The organism is Mesorhizobium sp. WSM2240 (assembly GCF_040438645.1).
In the GTDB taxonomy this organism is placed as follows: domain Bacteria; phylum Pseudomonadota; class Alphaproteobacteria; order Rhizobiales; family Rhizobiaceae; genus Allomesorhizobium.
This window is the reverse complement of record NZ_CP159253.1, coordinates 5,465,285-5,486,081: the sequence shown is the minus strand read 5'-3', so window position 1 is coordinate 5,486,081 and position 20,797 is coordinate 5,465,285. Positions and strand designations below refer to the sequence as shown.

Sequence of the window (20,797 nt, the reverse complement as noted above, 5' to 3'; positions counted from 1 at the left end):
CGCCTATTCCTTCTCCGCATCCGCCGCCTTTGCGTTGAGCAGGCCGTAGCCGAAATCGCCGTCACGGCCGGCGCTGCCGAGGTCGGTGGCGGTCTCGGCCAGCGCCTTCTCGATCCACTCGGCCGAGCGCTGGGGATTGCTGCGGATCAGGTTGGCCACCGCTCCCGAGACGATCGCCGCGGCAAACGATGTGCCGGTGACAAGATCGGAGCCGCCGCCGACCGGCGCGATCATGTCGACGCCGGGCGCCGACAGATAGACGTAAGCGCCGCGATTGGCCTGCTGCATCAGCTGATCCTGCTCGTCGGTCGCGGTCACGGCGGTGACGCCGGGATAGGCGGCGGGGTAGCCGAACGGCGCCTTCGGGCCGTTATTGCCGGCCGCCGCCACCAGCACCATGTCTCGCGCCCGCGCATTGCGGCATGCGGTCTCCAGCAGCTCGTTGCGCGGCCCGACAAAGCTCATATTGATGATGCGCACATCCTTGCCCGCCGCCCAGTCGAGAGCGCTCAGGATCGTGTCCATGGTCGACTTGCCGTCCTCGAAGGCGCGGGCATGATAGATGCTCGACCCCGGCGCCATGCCGCGAAACGGCCCTGTGCCGGCGATCAGCCCGGCAACGGAAGTGCCATGGTCGCGCGACGTGATCTCGACCTCCGGCATGGCGTCGAAAATCTCGGCAACGACACCTTCCAGGGCGGGATGCGTCTCGTCCACCGCCGTGTCGATGACGGCGATGCGCACATCCTTGCCGCTGGCCGCAGCCGAATCGAGCGCGATGCGCTGGAAGGCGTAGTTGATCACGGCCGGCGCCTGCTGCAGATCGTAGACATGGTTGGGCGCGCGGCTTTGCGCGCGGCCGTCGGCGGCGAGCTGGGCCAGCACGACGCCGACCGGCCGGCCATCGGGAATGCCGAAGCGCACGATCGTCAGGCCGAGCAGCGCCGAAAGCCGCTGCGAGCGGACTTCCAGCCCGAACTCGGCGGCGAGTTGCAGGACCACCGCGCCGTCGCCCTCGATCGTCACCAGCACCTCATCGGGCACAAATTCGCCGGCGATCGCCCGCGCCGGTGCTGCGAGCGGCCGACGCGCCGCGGCGGCAGCGGCGGGGCCAAGCGGATTTTGCGCCGGCACGGGCGGCGGTCCTCCCGTTTGCGAGGTCGCGGGCGGCGTCTGTCCGCCGTCATCCGGCTGGGGCGGTTCGCCGCCGGCCGGATTGGGAAACAGGTCGAACAGAAGGTCCGGCAGCAGCACCGCATCCTCCGCCGCACCGTTTGCCGGACTGGCGCCTTCAGGCCGGGCCGTCAGCCGATCTGTCGGCAGCGCGCCGGACGGATCGTTGGTCTGAGCCAAGGCCGGAGCCACGCCCGCAAGCATGGCCGCTGAAAACGCCGCAATCCTGAATGCCTTACCCGCCATTGGCCGGTTTCCTGCCTTCGGAAACAGTTTCGGCAAAGGGCTGGGCGGCAATAAGGCCGACCAGCCTCTCGTAGTCGGCGGCGGTCTCGGCGGGGATGGCGATGCGGAACACGCCGCCCGCGGTCGGCCCGCCGGCGATGGCCGCGCCGTTTTCCACCAGGAAGGCCGAGATGTCTGCCATCTCCGCTTCCGGCCTGAACTTGACGAAGGCGAATGGCATCGAGCCGACGCCGCTTTCCTCGCCCGCAATCTCGAAATCGCCGCCCTGCCTGCCTTTGTCGAGCGCCGCCTGCACGACAAGCAGCATGACCGCAGCGGCAGCCGTCGCCCAGGCGAGCCCCGCCGGCAGGCCAGCAATCCGTTCCCACAGGCCGGCGAGCCAGGATGTTCCGGCCTCTGCCCTCGCAGGCCTGGCTTCCGCCTCCAGCGCCTTCGAAAAGCGGCTGAGCGCATCGGGCGGCGGCCGCAGCGCCTCGTTGGCGGCGACCGCGCCGGCGAATTCAGCGTCGGCCTCGGCGAGCGCCACCGCTGCCTCCGGGTCGGAGGCCAACCATTCCTCGACGGCTTCGAGGTCGTCGCCTTCCAGCGTGCCGTTCAGGTAGAAGGGCAGCAGCGCTTCCAATTCGTCGCGGCGCGACATGTTCTCTCCGGCGCTCATGGCCAACCCCTGTCGTGCCCGGAGGCCTTCAACGCCTCGCCGAGCTTCTTGCGGGCATAGAACATCCGGGTCTTCACCGTCGCCACAGGTATCGAAAGGATCTCGCCGATCTCGGCGACCGATTTGCCGTGATAGTAGGCGAGGTCGACCACGGTGCGATGCTCCTCGGGCAGCGCGTCGACCATACGCCGCAGCGCAGCCGCCTTGTTCTCCTTCAGCACCGTCACTTCCGGCGTGTCGGCGGTATCCGCCACGGCCGCGGCGTCGTCATCGTCGATCCACGCCTCGCTTTTCTTGCGCAGATGCGACAGCGCCTTGAAGCGGGCAATGCCGAGCAGCCAGGTCGAGACTTCCGACCGACCTTCGAAGCGCGGCGCCTGCCGCCACAGCTCCAGAAAAACTTCGTTGGCTATGTCGTCCGCCATCGCTTCCGATCCCGTCTGGCGCGCCACGAAGCGGTAGACCCGCGCGTGGTGGCGCATGAACAGAAGCCGCACGGCGGCGCGATCGCCCTTGGCGACGCGGCCGACCAGGTCACGATCGGTATCGTTCGTCATGACCGGCGCTTCTGTCGGCTCTGTCGCATGCGGACCCGGAAAGGTTCATCCTGTTGGTGAAGGATTAGCCCAAGAGCGGAAACTGCGCCAGCGTGAGGGGCGCTGGTGCGCATCTCGCCGGTCTGCCGCAGGGGACTGCTTACTTTTTTCCGCTCACGAAACTCTCGACTGCTGCCGCCTTTCCACGGAAAGAAAGTAAACTGTCCCCCCTCGCTCTGACGACTCGTTGCGGTTTCACGCGCGCACGGGCAAACTGGCCGCAGCAGGCGCCAATAGAGGGCTGGAGCGCGAGACGTGGCAAAGCGCCAATTCAAAATGCGCCGGTGCCTGATCGCCGGCGTGGATGCGGTGGAGGCGGAGACGCGCCACGCTTTTCCGCGCCATACGCACGAGCAGTTCGGGATAGGCGTTATCCATCGCGGCGCGCAGAAGTCTCTGAGCGGGCGCGGCATGGTGGAGGCCGGCGCCGGAGACACGATCACCGTCAATCCCGGCGAAGTGCATGACGGCGCTCCGATCGGTGATGCCGGCCGCTCATGGCGCATGCTCTATTTCGACCCTCCGCTGATCGCGGACGCCGCCCGCGACCTAAGCCAGGGGAGGACAAGCACGTTCGAATTCGCCCAGCCCGTCATTGCGGACGCCCGCATCGCAGCCCGCTTCGGCGCGCTGTTTTCGGCCGTGACGGCCGGCGGAGCGGAAGCAGCGACGCCAGTCGAAACAGCAAAGGCGGTCGCGCGGGAGGAACGGCTGCTGATGCTGCTGGCGGAGGTGATGCGTGGGGATGTCGATCGTGACCGGTCCGTTCCCGACGCGATTTCCATGGCCCGCAGCCGCATCGACGACGATCCAACGGCAACCGTGACGCTTTCGGACCTGGCGCGTGACAGCGGCTTGAGCCGCTTTCAGCTGCTGCGGGCGTTTGCCAGGGCCACGGGGCTCACGCCGCACGCCTATCTGGTCCAGCGCCGCGTCGACGCGGCAAGGCGGCTGATCCGGCGCGGCACGCCGCTGGCCGAGGCGGCCGCGGCCTGCGGATTCTCGGACCAGAGCCACATGACCCGGATTTTCACCCGCAAATACGGCATATCGCCCGGCGCCTATGCCGAAGCCGTGAACTGAGATTCTGCTGTAAAACCGCCACGGCGAGCTGGCGCCGGCGCGCAAGGCTGGCGGCCGGATAGGGCCAGCCGCCAGCCGCAGGTGCCCATTTTGGAAACTTGTCCCCAAAAGCCCTTGCCCACGGAAAATATCACCGGACCGCGGGTGCACCATCGCGGAGTCGACCTGCAGGCCAGCAATATCGACACAGTCTTCGGCTCGCGTGGCCGGCAACCCGTGCATTCCGTTGGAACCGGAATGGCCTTCGCGCCGCAATTTCGTTCAAGACGGAAGCCGGCCGGCCGGTTTTTGATCAGGCCTTCAAACGAAGGAGCGCCTCCCATGACACCCGAATACCTGCTGACCTCAATGATCGTCATTCTCCTGCCGGGCACTGGCGTGCTCTACACGCTGGCCTTCGGGCTGAGCCGGGGCTGGAGCGCCAGCGTGCTCGCGGCAATCGGCTGCACGCTCGGCATCGTCCCGCATATAGCGGCCAGCATCGCCGGGCTGGCGGCGCTGCTGCACACCAGCGCGCTGGCCTTCCAGATCGTCAAGTATCTCGGCGTCGCCTACCTGTTCTACATGGCCTGGGGCGTGATGCGGGATGGCGGCGCGCTGCAGATTTCCGAACGCCACGCGGCGCTATCGCCGGCAAGGATCATCGCCAGCGGCTTCATGCTGAACATCCTCAACCCGAAGCTGTCGTTGTTCTTCCTGGCCTTCCTGCCGCAATTCGTGCCGGCGAACACGCCGAACCCGACCTCCACCATGCTGGGACTGGCGGGCGTGTTCATGGCGCTCACCTTCATCGTCTTCGTCGGCTATGGCGCGTTCGCCTCGGCGACAAGGCGCTACGTCATTTCAAGGCCCAGCGTGCTTGCCTGGCTGCGGCGCGGTTTCGCCGGCGCCTTTGCCGCGCTGGGGTTGCGGCTGGCGCTTTCCGACCGGTGACTGCTCGACCGACCCAATGAACCTTTTTCCTTTCCACCGCGACTGAGCGTCCAGGAGCCGCATGGTGCGGCCCCGGAAAGGAAAACCCATGACCATGAACAGTTACGGGTCAACGGGCCCGGCCGGCGTTCGGCGCAACCACCGTCTTCGCGACGGAACGGATGCGCTGGGCTTTGGCCTGTTCCCGTTGACGCAACGTCATTGCCCGCGTAACGTGCAGATGAGGGGCGGATACCGTATTGCCAGGGGGGAAAGTGCCGGACACGCAGCGATAGCTCGCGCGGCCGCACCGGTGGTTTCTCCGACGAAATTCGGGAGAAGCCTCATGCCGCATGTCCGCGGAACATCAATCCTGCACGCCCTTCCCCATCGCCGCCGCAGCGCTCTTGCCTCGACGAGCGCGATCGTCGCGCTGGCGCTGACCGCCGGGCTATGGTTCGCCGGCCCCGGCAGGGCGCAGGAAACGCAGATCATTTATCCCGGATCGATGGCGGTGACAGGGTTCTCCGGCACCATCATTCCCAATTTCGACGAGGGGCTGCCGCCCGGCGTCGACCCGGTCGACGAAACCTTCATCGACCTCGATCGCGCGACCTTGCGCGTTTTCGACGTCAATGCGCTCGGCGGCCCGCCGACCGGCCAGCTCGTCTATACGCCGCAGCCCTTCGAGGTGATGGCCGGGCAGATCGGCCAGGTGTTCGGCCTCGCCTATGATGACGGCGTCCGCGACGGCATTCCGAGCGACGTGCCGAACCTCTACGCGGCCGCAAGCTCGCTGCACGGCGTCCGCATCGTCACGCCCGACGAGGACGATGACGGCAGGCCGGAACGCCAGCGCCGCGGCGCCGCAGGCGCGACCTTCATGGAGGGCCAGTTCGCCGAGGAGAATGGCGGCGGTCCCGGCACGCTCTGGAAGATCGACGGGCTGACCGGACAGGTCTCGCTGTTCGCCGATATCGACGGCAATAGCGGGCCGGGCATCGGCAATATCGCCTTTGACAAGGCGCACCGGCAGTTCTTCGCCTCCGACCTCGACACCGGGCTGATCCACCGCATCGGCGCCGACGGCGTCCTGATCGACATCTTCGATCATGGCGTTGCCGGGCGGCCGGCGCGCGGCCTCGAGCCGGTCGCGGACGACGGCGCGGTGATGGACATAGAGGGCGCCGCCTTCGACAGCGAGGATCCCGACACGTGGGGCTTCACGCAGGACGAACGGCGTGTCTGGGGCGTCCAGGTGCATGGCCGCCGGCTCTACTACGCGGTCGGCGAGAAGGCGGAAATCTGGTCCGTCGGCATCGCCCGCGACGGGACTTTCGCCGGCGATCCGCGCTGGGAGCTGACGGTCGCCGCACCCGAAGAACTGCCCGTAACCGACATCGCTTTCGATACGCGCGGCTTCATGTATCTCGCCCAGCGGGGCGAGATCGACAACCGCTACGACTACAGCCGCTTCGCCGATTCCGGCGATGGCGTCGTGCTGCGCTACTGGCGCGAGAGCCCCGACGATCCGGCGACGGAATCGCTCTGGGTGGAAGCGCCGGAGGAATATGCCGTCGGCTTTCCCGAAGGCCACCGCCAGAGCGCGGGCGGCATCGACCTGCAATATGGCTATGACGCGCAGGGCAATCTGAACAGCAATGCCTGCGCCGACACGCTGGTGAAGACCGGCGACAAGCTGCGCGACAATCCGGCGCTCGAAGAGCAGCTCATCGCCGGCGGGCCAACTGCGGTGCACGGGGTGCAGATCACGCCGACGCCGCTGGTCCGACCGAAGAACGAGCCGCCTTTCGGCAGCTGGTTCGTCGATTTCGATGGCTTCTTCGAGGACCCGGAAGTCGAGGGCCATGTCGGCGACGTGGAAGTCTGGCGGCCCTGCGAAGGGCGCGCGGGCTATTACGAGCCGGTTCCGGGCGGCGGCTACCTGCCGCCTATCTGGCCGCCGATCTTCCCGCCTCCGGGCGAGAACATCCCACCCTGCATCGATCTCGATGCCGTCGAGTATTTCTGCACGCCGGCCGGGCTCGAGGCCGATCTCTACGTGCGTGACGTCGCCGGCATCGGCGGCGACACGATCAAGGCCGACTCCAGGACACCGGGGATCGGCGTTTCGCCCCTGCAGCAGACCCAGCCTGCAGGCGCTCCGTTCACATTGGGCATCACCGGGCACTTCCCCGGCGAGAATGTCGATGTCGGGCTCTGCTTCTACAAGGAAGCCGATTCCGAACGGGGCGGCTACTACCCGTGCTGCAAAGTCACGGTGACGCTCGAAACGCCACCCGCAAGCTGCGAACCGTGAGGGAGGGAGAGATGACCATGTTCTCACATCTTCCCGCTGCGGGGCGCCCCGAAACCGATGTCACGGAGACGATCATGAAACCTGCAACCATCGCCGCGCGCGCGTCGCGCTGGCTGATGGCGGCCGGGCTAGCGTTTGCCTCCCTGGGCATCGCACCCGCCGCCGCACAACCCGAAACGCCACTCCTCGAACTCGACAGGAGAGACGAACCGCTGCGCGAACGCGAGCGCGTCGAGCCGTTCTTCGAGAAGATCGGCAAGCAGATATCCTGCGACTACGTCAAATACCGGCTGCGCTTCGGCGCGGAAGGCGAACCGGAAGTCCTGAACAGCGACGTGTTCAGCAACCAGCTGAAGGCGATCCGCATGGATTTCCGCGACCAGCTTCCGGCCGGGCTTTCGGTGGTCAATGTCGAGATAAACGGCGACATCACGGACGCCGCGGGCGGACCCGCCCCGGCGGCTTCCGTCTCGACGACAGGCTCGCTCGACGACACGGTGACGATCGAGGATTTCCGCCTGTCGGGAGCCGACCTCGACGGGGACGGCCTTCTGGACCGGCGCTATTTCGATGTGATCATTACGGCAAAAATCGACCACGCCGCCTTCCCGGCGGCGACCACGGTCGACAATCAGGGTTTCGTCACGCTCGCCCGCCCGGGCGCGGCGGCAATCGAGATCCCTTCGCATGACCCGGCATTGCCGGACGACGGCGATTTCCTGACCGGCAAGCCGACGAAAATCGGCATCGACGTGACCGATTGCGAGCCGCCTCCGCCACCACCCCCGGGCGGCGACGAGGCCTGCTTCGAGGTCGAAACCGGCGATGTCGACTGCGTGCCTGGCGGCGGCGCCTTCATCTACCACATGCCTGTCGGCGCCGACATGGCCGGCAAGTGGGTGCAGCTTCGCACCACGACGCCGGGCGTAACCGTTGCGCCGGCGGCGCAGCTCGTGCCGGCCGGCGGCGGCGTTCTCGCCTGGACCATCACCGGCGCACTGCCGGGCGATGTCGTCCACCTGATCGTCACCGGCATCGAAACCTATGCCGGACCGCAAGAAGGCGTCGGCCTCTGCTGCACGCAGACCGTCGACCTCGTCATCCCCGACGATCTCGACTGCCCGGACGAGCGCGGCGAACCCGACATCAAGGTCGAAAAGCGCGCGGACGTGGCGACCTGCACAGAGGAGGGCGGCTGCAATTTCACCATCACCGTCTCCAATGTCGGCGACGCGCCCTATAACGGCAAGATCGTGCTGGACGAGGTCACCCTGCCCGGCAACGCGACGGTCGACAGCGGCCCTAACCCGCCCTGGGTCTGCGCCCCGCTGGTGAGCCCTATGAGTTGCGAGCATCCCGCGACCACGCTCAATCCGGGCGAATCCATCTACCTGAAGCTCGGCTTCAAGCCGGGTCCCGGTTGGGACGCGCGCTACATCCGCAACTGCGCCGCGTATGATTATCCGGCGAGCGGGAAGGAGCTGTTCGGCTCGCAGGCGAACGACAGGGCCTGCGCGGCAATCAAGCTCTGCCGTCCCAACGACCGGGATTGCCGGCCTCCGGTGGAGAAGAAGGTCGACCTCGGCATCACCAAGCACGCCCGCACACCGGTCTGCTCGCCGGACGGCGTCTGCTTCTTCATCATCAACGTCATCAACACCGGCACGGAGACCATCGACGGCCCGATCACCGTCATCGACGAATATCCGGTAAACGTCCCGGCTTCGTCCGACTTCGTGCCCTCGCCGCCATGGTCGTGCGTGCCAGAGGTGGCCGGGCGGTTCCGCTGCGACCATCCGGGCGTAGTGCTGGTTCCGGGCGCTTCCATCCCGCTTGGCGTCAAGGCGATCGTCGGCGACGATTTCCCCGCCGACCTACTCGAGAACTGCGCCGAAGTGCTGCCCGTTGCCGACGAGAGCGATCTCGCCAACAACAAGGCCTGCGCTACCGCGCGTATCCCCCGCCGCGATCCGGGCAAGCCGACGCTGCGCGTAACCAAGACCTGCGAGGCGATTGCGGGCGCTGCCGGATATGCTTGCCGCATCACCGTCACCAGCCTCGGCACCACCGCGCCTTCGGGTCCGGTCCGGGTCACCGACGCGGCCGAACTGATCGGCGCCGGCACGCCCGTCCAGATCCAGACCGTCACACCCGACGGCGCGGAGTGGAGCTGCGGACCGGTTCCGGCCGACACGCTGTCGTGCCAGATCCCGGGCGAGGTAATGACGCCCGGAACGAGCCGCCATTTCGACGTGACCGTGAATGTCTCGCCGAACGAACGGTTCGAGAACTGCGCACGCGCCTCGTACGGGCCCGCTCCGGGAGACGACATCGTCTACCCGATCGGCGAAGCCTGCGATCAGGGCGGATCGAGCATCAGGGTCGAGAAGACCGGCGACCGCGAATGCCGCGTCGGCGAGCCCTGCACGTTCGAGGTCACCATCCGCAACGACAGCGACACGGCGTTCAACGGGCCGGTGCGGATCGGCGACGCTATCGGCGTCGAAGGCCTCGGCCGTCTCGAAGGCGTCGAGATCGCCGAGATCGTGCCGCCCTTTGGCTGCGCGCCGGAGCCGACGACGCTGCCCATCTCGTGCGTCGCCGACCTCTCGCTTGGAGCAGGGGAAGCCAGGGTCCACCAGGTCACCGTGGTGATCCCGGACGACGGCCGCTTCGACAACCAGAACGGTTCGATCAACGGCCGCAACTGCGTGGCCGTGCTCAGCCCCGGCACGCCAGTGCGCAATGGCGGCCTTTCGGAGGGCCAGTCGCTCGTCGAAGGCTCGCCGGAAGAAGGGCAGTATGCCTGCCACCTGTTCACGATCTCGAAGCCCGAGCAGCCCAAGGACCGGTGCTCGGAAGGGTTCGTGATGAACGATGCGGGCCGCTGCGTCTGCCCGGAAGGGACGACATTCCGCAACGGCCGCTGCACAGGCGACCAGGGCGGGATACCGACCCCGACGCCGAAGCCGCGCGACCCGCAGACCGAGCAATGCCGCCTCCTGCCCGGCCAGATCCGGACACAGGACGGTCGCTGCATCTGCCCGCGCGGAACCGAGCTGCGCAGCAACCGCTGCGTCAAGGACGAGCCGCCGGTGCGCCAGTGCACGCTGCTGCCCGGCCAGATCCGGACGCAGGACGGGCGCTGCATCTGCCCGCGTGGCACCGAGCTGCGCAACAACCGCTGCGTCAGAGACGAGCCGCCGGTGCGCCAGTGCACGCTGCTGCCCGGCCAGATCAGGACGCAGGACGGTCGATGCATCTGCCCGCGCGGTACCGAGCTGCGCAACAACCGCTGCGTCAGGGACGAGCCGCCGGTGCGCCAGTGCACGCTGCTTCCCGGCCAGATCCGGACGCAAGACGGGCGTTGCATCTGCCCGCGTGGTACGCGCCTGGTGCGCGGCCAGTGCCGGCAGGTCGCGGTCGAGTGTCCGAAAGGCACGGTGCTGCGCAACGGACAGTGCGTGGCCGTCCAGCCGCAGCGCTGCCCGCGTGGCACGATCGGCACGCCGCCGAACTGCCGCAAAGTGGAGGTCCAGCCGCTCCGCTGCCCGCGCGGCACGGTCGGCACGCCTCCGAACTGCCGCAGGGTGACACAACCCACTCAGCCGAACATCCAGATCAATCCGGATACGCTGAGGAGGATACTGCCCCGACGCGAGCAGCAGCAGCCGTCAAACAACAGGCAGGTCCAGTAACTGCGAAGCCTCGACCAGAACCCCGCCGGTCCAGCCGGCGGGTTTTTGTTGCCACGCATGACTCGGGCCGGCCCGTGAACCATTTTGCGAGGCCGGGCGACACACCTCCGGAAATGAACATCATCCAGGAGGAACCAATGCTTACAACTGCGAAATCAATGAAATGTACCGTCCCGGCCTTGGCGCTCGCCGCTGCTGCCGCCCTCTCCGCCACGCCTGCTCTTTCGGACCCCGCGAACGTCAAATCGATGTCGTTCAGTACCGAGAGCGTCAACACCACCATCCATGTCATCTCCACTGACGGCCACAAATGGGACAAGCTGAAAAGCGGCAACGTTCAGTTCTGGGGGCACATGAAGCTCGACACCAGATGGCCAGGCTATGTCGGCGAAGTGGGGGTTGCGCTCGGCGTCTGCGGAGCGCAGCAATGCGCGACCTTCCCGATGATCTGGAGCGATCTGGCGAACAGCCGCGACTATTCGCACCAGCAGAACTTCACCTTCAGCACGTCGAAAATACCGGTGTCGGCGGGCGGGATTGCGGTCGTCCCCTATGGCGACCAGATCATCGCCAAATGCAACCAGCATCTCCAGCCCGACGGCCCCACGAAATCCTATTCGTTCTCGCAGAAGTTCAACGCCACCTTCGTCGCCGAGACCGACAAGATCCTCAATATGAACAACGTCATCACCGAGGCGAATATCGGTGAATGGCCATTCGACGTCACCTACGCCACCCACTCGGCGCATGGCGAGTTCGACGTGCATGTGGTCTGCGATCCCGTGATAAAATCGCCGACCAATGATCTCGCGCATGATCATGGCGCGTTCGACGTCAAAGACGTGAAGCTGTTCCTGACCACCTACCAGAACTTTCAGCAAGGCTCCAATCCGGGCGCCGTCTGCCCTGCGCTGAAGGTGACTTCCCGCGCCCAGGCAAACCAGGCCGGGCCGGTCTCGATGCGCATCTGGCGGCAGAAGAATGGGGGGCCGATCACCTCGGAGTTCACGCAGGCCTGGGCATCCTTCGACGCCGCCAAGAACGGCTATTTCGCCACATATGAGAGCTGGGAAGACGTCGGCACGACCTCTTACTTCCAGTTCAAGACCGAGATCGTCGAGAACGAGCCCTTCGCGCCGTTCGACGGCTGGAAGGATATCACCGTCCACTGCACCAGCCCGGGCGGCGGCGGCTTGACAACCGTGCCCAACGACAACGATCCGCTGTTTCCGCCCCCGCAGGCTCAATGGCAGGGCGAGGTGATCGTCGCCGACAGCGCCGGCCATGACAAATCCTGCCCGCGTAAAGGACAGGTGTTTTTCGAGGTGACCCGCCAGGCGCCAGGCGATTTCGACTACCGCATAAGCTGCTCCAACGGCGCCTTCTTCACCGGAACCGCGACCGGCTACGACCAGGGCAGCGGCGTGTTCGAAGCCTATGGCGCGCATGACCTCTCGATCACCAAGACGCGCTCGATCCAGTGCACGCTGCAGGAATTGCGGCCTGCGCCGGTGACGGTCGCCGTCGACAAGGAAGACTTCACCTGCAACAACCCGGCGATCGACCCGAATGTCGACGACGTTACCTCCGACCCGCGGCCGAACCCGGCGAAACCTATCTTCCCCGCGATCGTCGTGACGCCGGAACCGAAATGCGAACGCGGCGAAAAGCTGATCCGCGGCAGATGCGTCGGCAAGCCGGACGTCAGCATCCTCTGCAAGCCGGGCTTCGACCTGGTCGGCAAGAAGTGCGTGAAGAAACCGGCGATCGCGCAGGCCTGCAAGCGCACCGAACTGCGCGTCAATGGCAAATGCATCAAGAAGCCGGAAGTCAGCATTCTCTGCAAAAAGGGTTTTCGGCTCGTCGGCAAGAATTGCGTCCGCATCCCGACGCTGACCAAGAATTGCGCCAGGGGCGAAAAACTGGTTCGCGGCAATTGCGTCGGCAAGCCCGACCGCGCTCCGGTCAAGACCTTCATCGCGCCGAAGCCGAAGCGCAACAAGGCGTCCGCCTTCCGCCCGCTCGAACTGCCTAAGGCGAGGCGTCAGCTGCGCCGGCAGAAGTAAACGGAATGCCGGACATTACCGGCGGGGCGGCTTGGGCCGCCCCGTTCGTTTGCGGGGGCGACGCCGACCGCCACCCCTCAAACCGTTCTCAACATGCCGCCGTCGACATGGTAGGTGGATCCGACCGCGTAGCTTGCCCGGTCCGAGCACAGGAAGACAAAAAAGTTGGCCAGTTCCTCGACCGTGCCGAAACGCCTGATCGGCGCGTTCTCGTCGGCGACGGATTGCAGGTAGCCTTCCCAGTCGCCGCCGCTGTCGGCGGTCAATTGCTTGGCAGTTTTCGCCCAATCTGGCGTCAGGATCAGCCCGGGATTGACCGTGTTGACGCGGATATTGTCCTTGATCACCTCATTGGCGAGGTTTTTTGAAAACATCAGCAGCGCCGCCTTGGTGACGTTGTAGATCGGCTCGTACCACAGCGGCTGCACGGCGCAGATCGAGGCGTTGTGAAGTATGGCTCCTCCGCCCCGCGCACGCATCATCGGCACGAAGCCGCGCGCCAGCCGCACCGCCGCCATCACATGCAGTTCCCAATAGGCCTGCCACTTGTCGTCCGCGGTTTCCATGATCGTCTCGTTGGAGCCGGTGCCGGCATTGTTGATGAGAATATCCGCGCCGCCGAATTTTTGCCGCGCCGCTTCGATCAGGGCGGCGGCGCCTTCGACCGTCGCCACGTCGCAGGCGACCGGAAGAGCAGTGACGCCATGCTCGCGCGCAATCCGTGCGGCCTCGGCGGCAAGGCGCTCTTCGCCGCGCGCGGCCATCACTAGGTTCGCGCCTTCCCTGGCGAAGGCCTCGGCTACGCCGAGCCCGATGCCGACGCTCGCGCCGGTGATGACGGCGACCTTTCCATTCAGTCCGAGGTTCATGAAAGTCTCCCCGATCGTTTCCGCACAAGCTTTAGCATAGACAGAGTTGCCCCTCACCTGCCTGCCGGCATCCTCTCCCCGTAAGGACGGGGAGAGGAGATAGGCGGCGACGCTGGCGCCCCCCTCTCCCCGTTTTCACCAGGAGAGGGTAAGGGCGAGGGGCGGCTTTGTCTTGGCCAAGGGGCACTCATAAGCCACCCTCCAAATACCTCCTCAGCGTCTCTCGCGTACCCTCCCGCCATAGCGCCTTCAGCGCGTCGGCGAACGCCGCCGAAAAAACCGGCGAGCGGCCGACCTGGCCGTAAATGTCCTCCATGGCAAGCCAGGCGGCGGGATCGGCCCGTGCCGCGCGGGCGGTCGTCAGCAACCGGTCCCAATTCGGATCGTTGGTCGCGATCTCGGCGCCGGATTCGGTGGTTCCGAAACAGTAGCGGCACCACAGAGCTGATTCGAGCGCCAGCCCCTCCACGCCCGTGCCCGCCTTCAGCCGGTCGGCGATGGTCGGGATGATGAATTTGGGCTGCCGGTTTGAGCCGTCGAGGCAGAGCCGCCGCACCGTGTCACCGATCTTCGGGTTGGAAAATCGCCGTTCGATGAGCTCGAAATATTCCTCCAGCACCACGCCCGGCACCGGCGGCACAGTCGGGATGATCTCGTCGCGCTCGAGCTTGGCCAAAAATGCCCGAACCAGCGGCTCCTGCATCGCCTCGTGCACGAAATGGATGTCCATCAGCCCGGCCGGATAGGCGATCGTCGCGTGGCCGCCATTCAGAATACGGATCTTCATAAGCTCGAAGGGCGAGACGTCGTCGACGAACTGCACGCCGACCTTCTCCAGCGCCGGCCGGCCGGCCGGAAAATTGTCCTCCAGCACCCATTGCCGAAACGGCTCGCAGAACACCGGCCAATGGTCGTCGACGCCGAATTTTTCGGCCAATAGAGAGCGCTCGCGGTCGGTCGTGGCCGGCGTGATGCGGTCGACCATGCCGTTGGGAAAGGCGACGTTCTCGCTTACCCAGTCAGCCAGGCCCTCATCGGCGATCCGTGCCAAGCCGATGATCGCGTCGGCGGTGACGTGGCCGTTGTGAGGGATGTTGTCGCACGACATGACCGTGAAGGGCGGCGCTCCTGCCTGCCGACGCTGCTTCAGTCCGGCCAGGATGATGCCGAACACGGTGGACGGCCGGTCGATCTCAGCCGCGTCGGCAACGATCGCGGGATACGCCGGATTGAATTTCCCCGAAGCCGGATCGATGAAATAGCCGCCCTCGGTGATGGTTAGCGAAACGATACGGATCGCGGGATCGGCGAGACGGCGGATGATGGCGGCGCTGTCGCCGGGGACGAGAAAATCGACCATCGCGCCGGTCACCCGCGCCTGCATGTGGCCGTCGTCCTGTTCGACCACCGTGGTCAGGAAATCCTGGCTCGCGAGCTTTTCGCGCCCCGCTCTCTCGTCCTCGAAAACCCCCGCCCCGACCAGCGCCCAATCGCGGTCGATGCCGGCGTTGAACAAATCGTCGAGATAGACCGCCTGGTGCGCGCGATGGAAATTGCCGACGCCGAAATGCAGGATGCCGGGAGTGAGGTCGGTGCGGTCGTACCGCAGGCGCGCTACGTTTGGGGGGAGCTTTGTCAGAGCATCGGCGGAAAGTTTTATGATCATGTGAACCGCACCTCATTTCGCTGCGTCGCGCCGCCCTCGACGACCCCTTCTCCCCGTCTCGGAGAAGGTGGCCCGAAGGGTCGGATGAGGGGCAGCACGAACTTCTGAGATAGTGAGCGTGCCCCTCATCTGCCTGCCGGCATCTTCTCCCCGTAAGGACGGGGAGAAGAGAGCGTTCATCCCCCTCAGCTCATCCAGTTGCCGCCGTCGACATTGTAGGTCTGCGCGACGATGTATTCGGCCTCGGCGCTGGCTAGGAAAACCGCCATGCCGGTCAGATCTTCCGCCCTGCCCATGCGGCCGAACGGCACGGCTTCGCCGACCAGACGCTTCTTCTCGCCCCGCGGCCGGTTCTCGTATTTGGCGAACAGCGCGTCGACGCCGTCCCAGTGCTCGCCGTCGACGACGCCCGGCGCGATGGCGTTGACGTTGATGCCGTGCTTGATGAGGTCGAGTCCCGCCGACTGGGTCAGCGAGATGACGGCGGCCTTGGTCGCGCAATAGACCGCCACCAGCGCCTCGCCTCGCCGCCCCGCCTGGCTCGCCATGTTGATGATTTTCCCGCCCCGGCCAGCGGCAATCATCGAGCGGGCCGCGGCCTGCATCATGAACAGCGTGCCGGCGACATTGACCGAAAACAGCCGGTCGTAGCTCGCCTTGGCGATCTCCACGATGGGCGCGGCGTCGAACAGGGCCGCATTGTTGATCAGTATATCGAGCCCGCCCGCTCTGTTCTCTACCGCCTTCACTGCCGCATCGATCGAGGAAAGGTCGGTGACGTCGAGGCTGACCGCGTAGGCCGCCTCGCCGATCTCGTCGGCAGCCTTCATCGCCGCATCCAGGTTGATGTCGCCGATGCAGACAGTCGCGCCCTCCCGCACATAGGCCTCGGCGAAGGCGCGGCCTATGCCGCGCGCAGCGCCCGTTATCAGCGCCGATTTGCCGGCTAATCTCTTCGTCACATGGCTCTCCCGTCTTCGCTGAACCGGTGCAGTTTTGTTGGATCGGGCGTCAGGAAAACCGTGTCGCCGTGGCGCACCGAGATTTCGCCGTCGGCGCGCACGGTCAGCGGCCCGACCCCGTCGGCGTTGACATGCAGGAAGGTGTCCGAGCCGAGATGCTCGGCGACGCCGACCGTCGCCTTCCATTCGCCCGCACTGGTCGAAATCTGCATGTGCTCGGGGCGGATGCCGATCGTCGCAGCACCTTGTTTGGCAGCGACTGCGCCGTTGATCAGGTTCATCTTCGGCGAGCCGATGAAGCCCGCCACGAACAGGTTCTTCGGCGTCTTGTAGAGCTCCATCGGCGAGCCGACCTGCTCGATATTGCCGGCGTTCAGCACCACGATCTTGTCGGCCATGGTCATCGCCTCGACCTGGTCGTGGGTGACGTAGATCATCGTCGTCTTGAGCTGGTGGTGAAGTTCGCTGATCTCCAGCCGCATCGTCCCGCGCAATGCCGCGTCGAGGTTGGACAGCGGCTCGTCAAACAGGAAGGCCGAAGGCTGGCGCACGATGGCGCGGCCGATGGCGACGCGCTGGCGCTGGCCGCCGGAAAGCTGCCCCGGCCGCCGGTCGAGATAATTGGTGAGGTTGAGGATGCGCGCCGCCTCCGCCACCTTGCGGTCGATCACCGCCTTGTCCTCGCCGGCCATCTTCAGCGGGAAGGCGATGTTCTTCGCCACCGTCATGTGGGGATAGAGGGCGTAGGACTGGAACACCATCGCCAGCTTGCGTTTGGCCGGCGCCTCGCCGGTGACGTCGCGACCGTCGATGACGATCGCGCCGGCGCTGGTGTCCTCCAGCCCGGCGATCAGCCGCAGAAGCGTGGACTTGCCGCAGCCCGACGGGCCGACGAAGACGACGAACTCACCATCCTCGATGGTCAGGTCGATCTCCGGAATGATCACCGTCGCCCCGAAGGATTTCGACACTTTTTTCAGCGTGATCTGGCCCATGGCTTCCTCCCCGGGGATTCTATTTGACGGCGCCGAAGGTCAGGCCGCGCACCAATTGCCGCTGCGAGAACCAGCCCATGATCAGGATCGGCGCGATGGCCAGCGTCGAAGCCGCCGACAGCTTCGCCCAGAACAGCCCCTGCGGGCTGGAGAACGAGGCGATGAAGGCCGTCAGCGGGGCGGCGTTGGTCGTCGTCAGGCGGATCGTCCAGAACGCCTCGTTCCAGGCGAGAATAATGTTGAGCAGCATGGTCGAGGCGATGCCGGGGATAGCCATCGGCGTCAGCACATAGACGATTTCGTTCAATAGCGAGGCGCCGTCCATGCGCGAGGCCTCGAGGATCTCGCCGGGGATCTCGCGGAAATAGGTGTAGAGCATCCACACCACGATCGGCAGGTTGATCAGCGTCAGCATGATGGTCAGGCCGATGCGGGTGTCGAGCAGGCCGGTGTCGCGGAGGATCAGGTAGATCGGCACCAGCACGGCCACCGCCGGCATCATCTTGGTGGACAGCATCCACATCAATATGTCCTTGGTCCGCTTCGTCGGCGAAAACGCCATCGACCAGGCGGCGGGTATGGCGACCAGCAGCGCCAGCAGCGTCGAGCCGACCGAGATGATCACCGAGTTCATGAACGGCTTGAAATAGTCGCGCTGCGTCTGCACCTCGACATAGTTCTCGACGGTCCAGCTTGGGACCAGGCTGAACCCGGCGATCGCTTCGGGCTCGGTCTTGAACGAGGTCAGGATCGTGTAGAGGATCGGGAAAAAGATCACGAACGCCACCAGCCATGCGGCGGCGGTGAAAGCTGCCTTGCGTCGGGTCGAGACTGCGCGCGCCATGTTAAACCTCCACACCGAGAATTGAGTTGTCTGCGCTGCCCCTCATCGCCCTGCCGGGCACTTCTCCCCGTGAAAAACGGGGAGAAGACCGCTGGCCGCAACGCTGACGATCCCCCTCTCCCCGTCCTTCAGGGGGAGAGGGTAAGGGTGAGGGGCGATCGAAAGGCAACAACGCTCGCATCTTTCTACCTATCCAGATTCTTGCCGACCGCACGCATCAGGAAGAAGGCGACGATGTTGGCCAGGACGACGGCGATGACCCCGCCCGCCGAAGCCCCGCCGACATCGTAGCCGAGCAGCGCGGTGCGGTAGATCAGGAAGGGCAGGTTGGTCGTGGCGTAGCCCGGACCGCCATTGGTGGTGACGAGGATCTCGGCATAGACCCCGAGCAGGAAGATGGTCTGGATCAGGATGACCACCGTGATGGCGCGGGCCATGTGCGGCAGCGTCAGATAGATGAAACGGTTGACGAAATTCGCGCCGTCCATCTCGGCCGCTTCCTTCTGCTCACCGTCGAGCGACTGCAGCGCGGTGAGCAGGATCAACGTGGCGAAGGGCAGCCACTGCCAGGCGACGATGACGATGATCGAAAACAGCGGATACTGGGCGAACCAGTCGACCGGCTGCGCCCCGAAGAACCGGGATATGTCGGCGGAGACGCCATAGCCGGGGTGCATGATCATGTTCTTCCACACGAGTGCCGCCACCGGCGGCATGACGAAGAACGGCGAGATCACCAATATGCGCACGATTCCCTGGCCGAAGATCGGCTGGTCGAGCAGCAGCGCCAGCGCTATGCCGCCGATGACGGTGATCAGCAGGACCCCGACCACGATCAGAAGCGTATTCCAGATCGACTGGAAGAAGGCCGGGTCGGTGTAGAAATACTGGTAGTTGAACAGGCCGGCGAAGCTGACATTGGCCGGGTTGAGCAGATTGTAGTTCAGGAACGAGAACCACAGCGTCATCGCCAGCGGCACGGTCATCCAGACGAGCAGCAGGATCACCGACGGCGCCATCATGAAGCGCGCTAGCGTGCCGGTCTGTCGCGTGGCCATCGTCTTGCTCCGTCTGGTTGAATCTTCAACCGTTCATGCCTGGTGCGTCTGGATGCGTAAGGCCGAGCGCGGCGCTGACGCCCCCTCTCCCGGTTCTTCACGGGGAGAGGGTAAGGGTGAGGGGCGGCGCCAGGATATGATTGGGTCGCGCTGCCCCTCATCTGCCTGCCGGCATCTTCTCCCCGTAAGGACGGGGAGAAGAGCGCTGTCTGGAAAGGGGCCGCCCGAGCTGGGACCCGGACGGCCAAGGCACCGGGAGGATGCCTATTTGATATAGCCGCCGCGGGTCATTTCCCGCGTCGCCACCGACTGCGCCTGGGCAAGCGCGTCGTCGACCGTCATCTGCCCGGCAAGTGCGGCCGAAAACAGCTGGCCAACCGTCGTGCCGAGACCCTGGAATTCGGGGATGGCGACGAACTGCACGCCGGTATAGGGCACGGGCTTCACCGTCGGCTTGGTCGGGTCGGCGGCGTTGATCGAATCCAGCGTCATCTTGGCGAAGGGCGCGGCCTTCTGGTATTCCGGGTTCTCGTAGAGTGAGGTGCGGGTGCCGGGCGGCACGTTGGCCCAGCCTTCCTTCTCGGCCACCAGCGCCAGATAGTCCTTGCTGGTCGCCCAGGAGATGAACTTCTGCGCGGCGTCCGCCTTTTGCGTGCCGGCCGGAACCGCCAGCGACCATGCCCACAGCCAATTGCCGCGCTTGCCGAGACCGTTGTCGGGGGCGAGCGCATAGCCCACCTTGTCGGCCACCGTCGAATCCTTCGGGTTGGACACGAAGGAAGCCGCGACGGTCGCGTCGATCCACATGCCGCATTTGCCCTGCTGGAACAGCGCCAGATTCTCGTTGAAGCCGTTGGAGGAAGCGCCGGAAGGACCAGCGTCCTTCATCAGGTTGACGTAGAAGTCGAGCGTATTCTTCCATTCCGGCTGATCGAACTGCGGAACCCAGTTCTCGTCGAACCAGCGCGCGCCGAACGAGTTCGAGGTGGCGGTCAGGAACGCCATGTTCTCGCCCCAGCCGGCCTTGCCGCGCAGGCAGATGCCGTTGATGTCGGCGGCGCGGTCGGTCATCTTGCGGGCGGCGTCGGCGATGAACTCCCAGGTCGGCGCGTCGGGCATGGTGAGCCCGGCCTTTTCCATCAGGTCCTTGCGGTACATAATGAATGAACTCTCGCCGTAGAACGGCGCGGCGTAGAGCTTGCCGTCCACGGTCAGGCCGCCGGCGATGGCCGGGATGATGTCGCCGACGTCATAGTCCGCGCCGAGATTTTCCAGCGGCAGCAGCCAGCCCTGCTTGGCCCAGATCGGAACCTCATAGGTGCCGATGGTCATCACGTCGTACTGGCCGCCCTTGGTGGCGATGTCGGTGGTCACGCGCTCGCGCAGCACGTTCTCCTCGAGCGTCACCCATTGCAGCTGTATGTCGGGGTTCTTGGCGGTGAAATCGTCCGTCAGCTTCTGCATCCGGATCATGTCGCCATTGTTGACAGTGGCGATGGTGATGGATTCGGCGTGAGCGGCAAACGCAAGCGCGCTTGCGGAGCATAAGCCCAGAATGAGCGTGGTCAGTCTCATGAATTCCTCCCTTGAACCAAGTTGAGCATTTGCCTTGGCTATGGGCAATTATTCACTTGCCGTGATTTATGTCAAG

The 20,797-nt window shown here is 65.4% G+C and carries 15 protein-coding genes; 5 read left to right on the top strand and 10 right to left on the bottom strand.

What is annotated here, in order from left to right:
- Nucleotides 1-3: 3 nt before the first annotated feature.
- Genes ABVK50_RS27275 through ABVK50_RS27265 form a run of 3 tightly spaced genes read right to left on the bottom strand, consistent with a single transcriptional unit; the run spans nucleotide 4 to nucleotide 2,634 of the window.
- A complete protein-coding gene (locus tag ABVK50_RS27275; protein WP_353643608.1) occupies nucleotides 4-1,419 on the bottom strand; it encodes a S8 family serine peptidase in 1,416 nt (471 codons plus the stop codon).
- Nucleotides 1,409-2,077, bottom strand: coding sequence for an anti-sigma factor (locus tag ABVK50_RS27270; protein ID WP_353643609.1), 669 nt, complete (start codon nucleotides 2,075-2,077; stop codon nucleotides 1,409-1,411). Before ABVK50_RS27270 ends, ABVK50_RS27275 begins: the two co-directional genes overlap by 11 nt.
- Nucleotides 2,074-2,634 carry a sigma-70 family RNA polymerase sigma factor gene (locus tag ABVK50_RS27265; RefSeq protein WP_353643610.1) on the bottom strand — a complete coding sequence of 187 codons (561 nt, stop codon included), beginning with the start codon at nucleotides 2,632-2,634 and terminating at the stop codon, nucleotides 2,074-2,076. Before ABVK50_RS27265 ends, ABVK50_RS27270 begins: the two co-directional genes overlap by 4 nt.
- 294 nt (nucleotides 2,635-2,928) lie before the next feature.
- On the opposite strand from ABVK50_RS27265, the gene ABVK50_RS27260 reads away from it, so the two are divergent.
- The 5 genes from ABVK50_RS27260 (at nucleotide 2,929) to ABVK50_RS27240 (ending at nucleotide 12,752) form a co-directional block, all read left to right on the top strand.
- Complete coding sequence (locus ABVK50_RS27260) at nucleotides 2,929-3,756, top strand: AraC family transcriptional regulator (protein ID WP_353643611.1); 828 nt, start codon at nucleotides 2,929-2,931, stop codon at nucleotides 3,754-3,756.
- Between the two features lie 321 nt (nucleotides 3,757-4,077).
- Nucleotides 4,078-4,689: a LysE family translocator gene (locus ABVK50_RS27255; RefSeq protein WP_353643612.1), complete on the top strand. Its 612-nt coding sequence runs from the start codon at nucleotides 4,078-4,080 to the stop codon at nucleotides 4,687-4,689.
- Between the two features lie 325 nt (nucleotides 4,690-5,014).
- Nucleotides 5,015-6,988 carry a hypothetical protein gene (locus tag ABVK50_RS27250; protein ID WP_353643613.1) on the top strand — a complete coding sequence of 658 codons (1,974 nt, stop codon included), beginning with the start codon at nucleotides 5,015-5,017 and terminating at the stop codon, nucleotides 6,986-6,988.
- Nucleotides 6,989-6,999: 11 nt separating this feature from the next.
- Nucleotides 7,000-10,686: a hypothetical protein gene (locus ABVK50_RS27245; protein WP_353643614.1), complete on the top strand. Its 3,687-nt coding sequence runs from the start codon at nucleotides 7,000-7,002 to the stop codon at nucleotides 10,684-10,686.
- Between the two features lie 137 nt (nucleotides 10,687-10,823).
- The gene (locus ABVK50_RS27240; protein WP_353643615.1) at nucleotides 10,824-12,752 is read left to right on the top strand and encodes a hypothetical protein; all 1,929 of its coding nucleotides are present in this window, start codon (nucleotides 10,824-10,826) and stop codon (nucleotides 12,750-12,752) included.
- A 77-nt stretch (nucleotides 12,753-12,829) separates the two neighbouring features.
- On the opposite strand, the gene ABVK50_RS27235 is transcribed toward ABVK50_RS27240, so the two are convergent.
- The 7 genes from ABVK50_RS27235 to ABVK50_RS27205 form a co-directional block, all read right to left on the bottom strand.
- Nucleotides 12,830-13,621, bottom strand: a complete 792-nt coding sequence (locus ABVK50_RS27235; RefSeq protein WP_353643616.1) for an SDR family oxidoreductase — start codon at nucleotides 13,619-13,621, stop codon at nucleotides 12,830-12,832.
- Between the two features lie 187 nt (nucleotides 13,622-13,808).
- Nucleotides 13,809-15,287, bottom strand: coding sequence for a mannitol dehydrogenase family protein (locus ABVK50_RS27230; protein WP_353643617.1), 1,479 nt, complete (start codon nucleotides 15,285-15,287; stop codon nucleotides 13,809-13,811).
- Nucleotides 15,288-15,472: 185 nt separating this feature from the next.
- The gene (locus ABVK50_RS27225; RefSeq protein ID WP_353643618.1) at nucleotides 15,473-16,249 is read right to left on the bottom strand and encodes an L-iditol 2-dehydrogenase; all 777 of its coding nucleotides are present in this window, start codon (nucleotides 16,247-16,249) and stop codon (nucleotides 15,473-15,475) included.
- Nucleotides 16,246-17,244 (bottom strand): ABC transporter ATP-binding protein, encoded by a 999-nt coding sequence (locus ABVK50_RS27220; RefSeq protein WP_353643619.1) that lies wholly within the window; start codon nucleotides 17,242-17,244, stop codon nucleotides 16,246-16,248. Before ABVK50_RS27220 ends, ABVK50_RS27225 begins: the two co-directional genes overlap by 4 nt.
- 19 nt (nucleotides 17,245-17,263) lie before the next feature.
- Complete coding sequence (locus tag ABVK50_RS27215) at nucleotides 17,264-18,088, bottom strand: carbohydrate ABC transporter permease (protein WP_353643620.1); 825 nt, start codon at nucleotides 18,086-18,088, stop codon at nucleotides 17,264-17,266.
- A gap of 185 nt (nucleotides 18,089-18,273) precedes the next feature.
- On the bottom strand, nucleotides 18,274-19,146 hold the full coding sequence (locus ABVK50_RS27210; protein WP_353643621.1) for a sugar ABC transporter permease: 873 nt from the start codon (nucleotides 19,144-19,146) through the stop codon (nucleotides 18,274-18,276).
- 264 nt (nucleotides 19,147-19,410) lie between these two features.
- On the bottom strand, nucleotides 19,411-20,721 hold the full coding sequence (locus ABVK50_RS27205) for a sugar ABC transporter substrate-binding protein (RefSeq protein ID WP_353643622.1): 1,311 nt from the start codon (nucleotides 20,719-20,721) through the stop codon (nucleotides 19,411-19,413).
- Between the last annotated feature and the right edge of the window lie 76 nt (nucleotides 20,722-20,797).

Bases quoted from the DNA above. Each gene is read 5' to 3' on its own strand.
- ABVK50_RS27235 (WP_353643616.1), bottom strand. From the start codon at position 13,621: ATGAACCTCGGACTGAATGGAAAGGTCGCCGTCATCACCGGCGCGAGC.
- ABVK50_RS27265 (WP_353643610.1), bottom strand. From the start codon at position 2,634: ATGACGAACGATACCGATCGTGACCTGGTCGGCCGCGTCGCCAAGGGC.
- ABVK50_RS27220 (WP_353643619.1), bottom strand. From the start codon at position 17,244: ATGGGCCAGATCACGCTGAAAAAAGTGTCGAAATCCTTCGGGGCGACG.
- ABVK50_RS27250 (WP_353643613.1), top strand. From the start codon at position 5,015: ATGCCGCATGTCCGCGGAACATCAATCCTGCACGCCCTTCCCCATCGC.
- ABVK50_RS27255 (WP_353643612.1), top strand. From the start codon at position 4,078: ATGACACCCGAATACCTGCTGACCTCAATGATCGTCATTCTCCTGCCG.
- ABVK50_RS27245 (WP_353643614.1), top strand. From the start codon at position 7,000: ATGACCATGTTCTCACATCTTCCCGCTGCGGGGCGCCCCGAAACCGAT.
- ABVK50_RS27230 (WP_353643617.1), bottom strand. From the start codon at position 15,287: ATGATCATAAAACTTTCCGCCGATGCTCTGACAAAGCTCCCCCCAAAC.
- ABVK50_RS27270 (WP_353643609.1), bottom strand. From the start codon at position 2,077: ATGAGCGCCGGAGAGAACATGTCGCGCCGCGACGAATTGGAAGCGCTG.
- ABVK50_RS27215 (WP_353643620.1), bottom strand. From the start codon at position 18,088: ATGGCGCGCGCAGTCTCGACCCGACGCAAGGCAGCTTTCACCGCCGCC.
- ABVK50_RS27205 (WP_353643622.1), bottom strand. From the start codon at position 20,721: ATGAGACTGACCACGCTCATTCTGGGCTTATGCTCCGCAAGCGCGCTT.
- ABVK50_RS27275 (WP_353643608.1), bottom strand. From the start codon at position 1,419: ATGGCGGGTAAGGCATTCAGGATTGCGGCGTTTTCAGCGGCCATGCTT.
- ABVK50_RS27240 (WP_353643615.1), top strand. From the start codon at position 10,824: ATGCTTACAACTGCGAAATCAATGAAATGTACCGTCCCGGCCTTGGCG.
- ABVK50_RS27210 (WP_353643621.1), bottom strand. From the start codon at position 19,146: ATGGCCACGCGACAGACCGGCACGCTAGCGCGCTTCATGATGGCGCCG.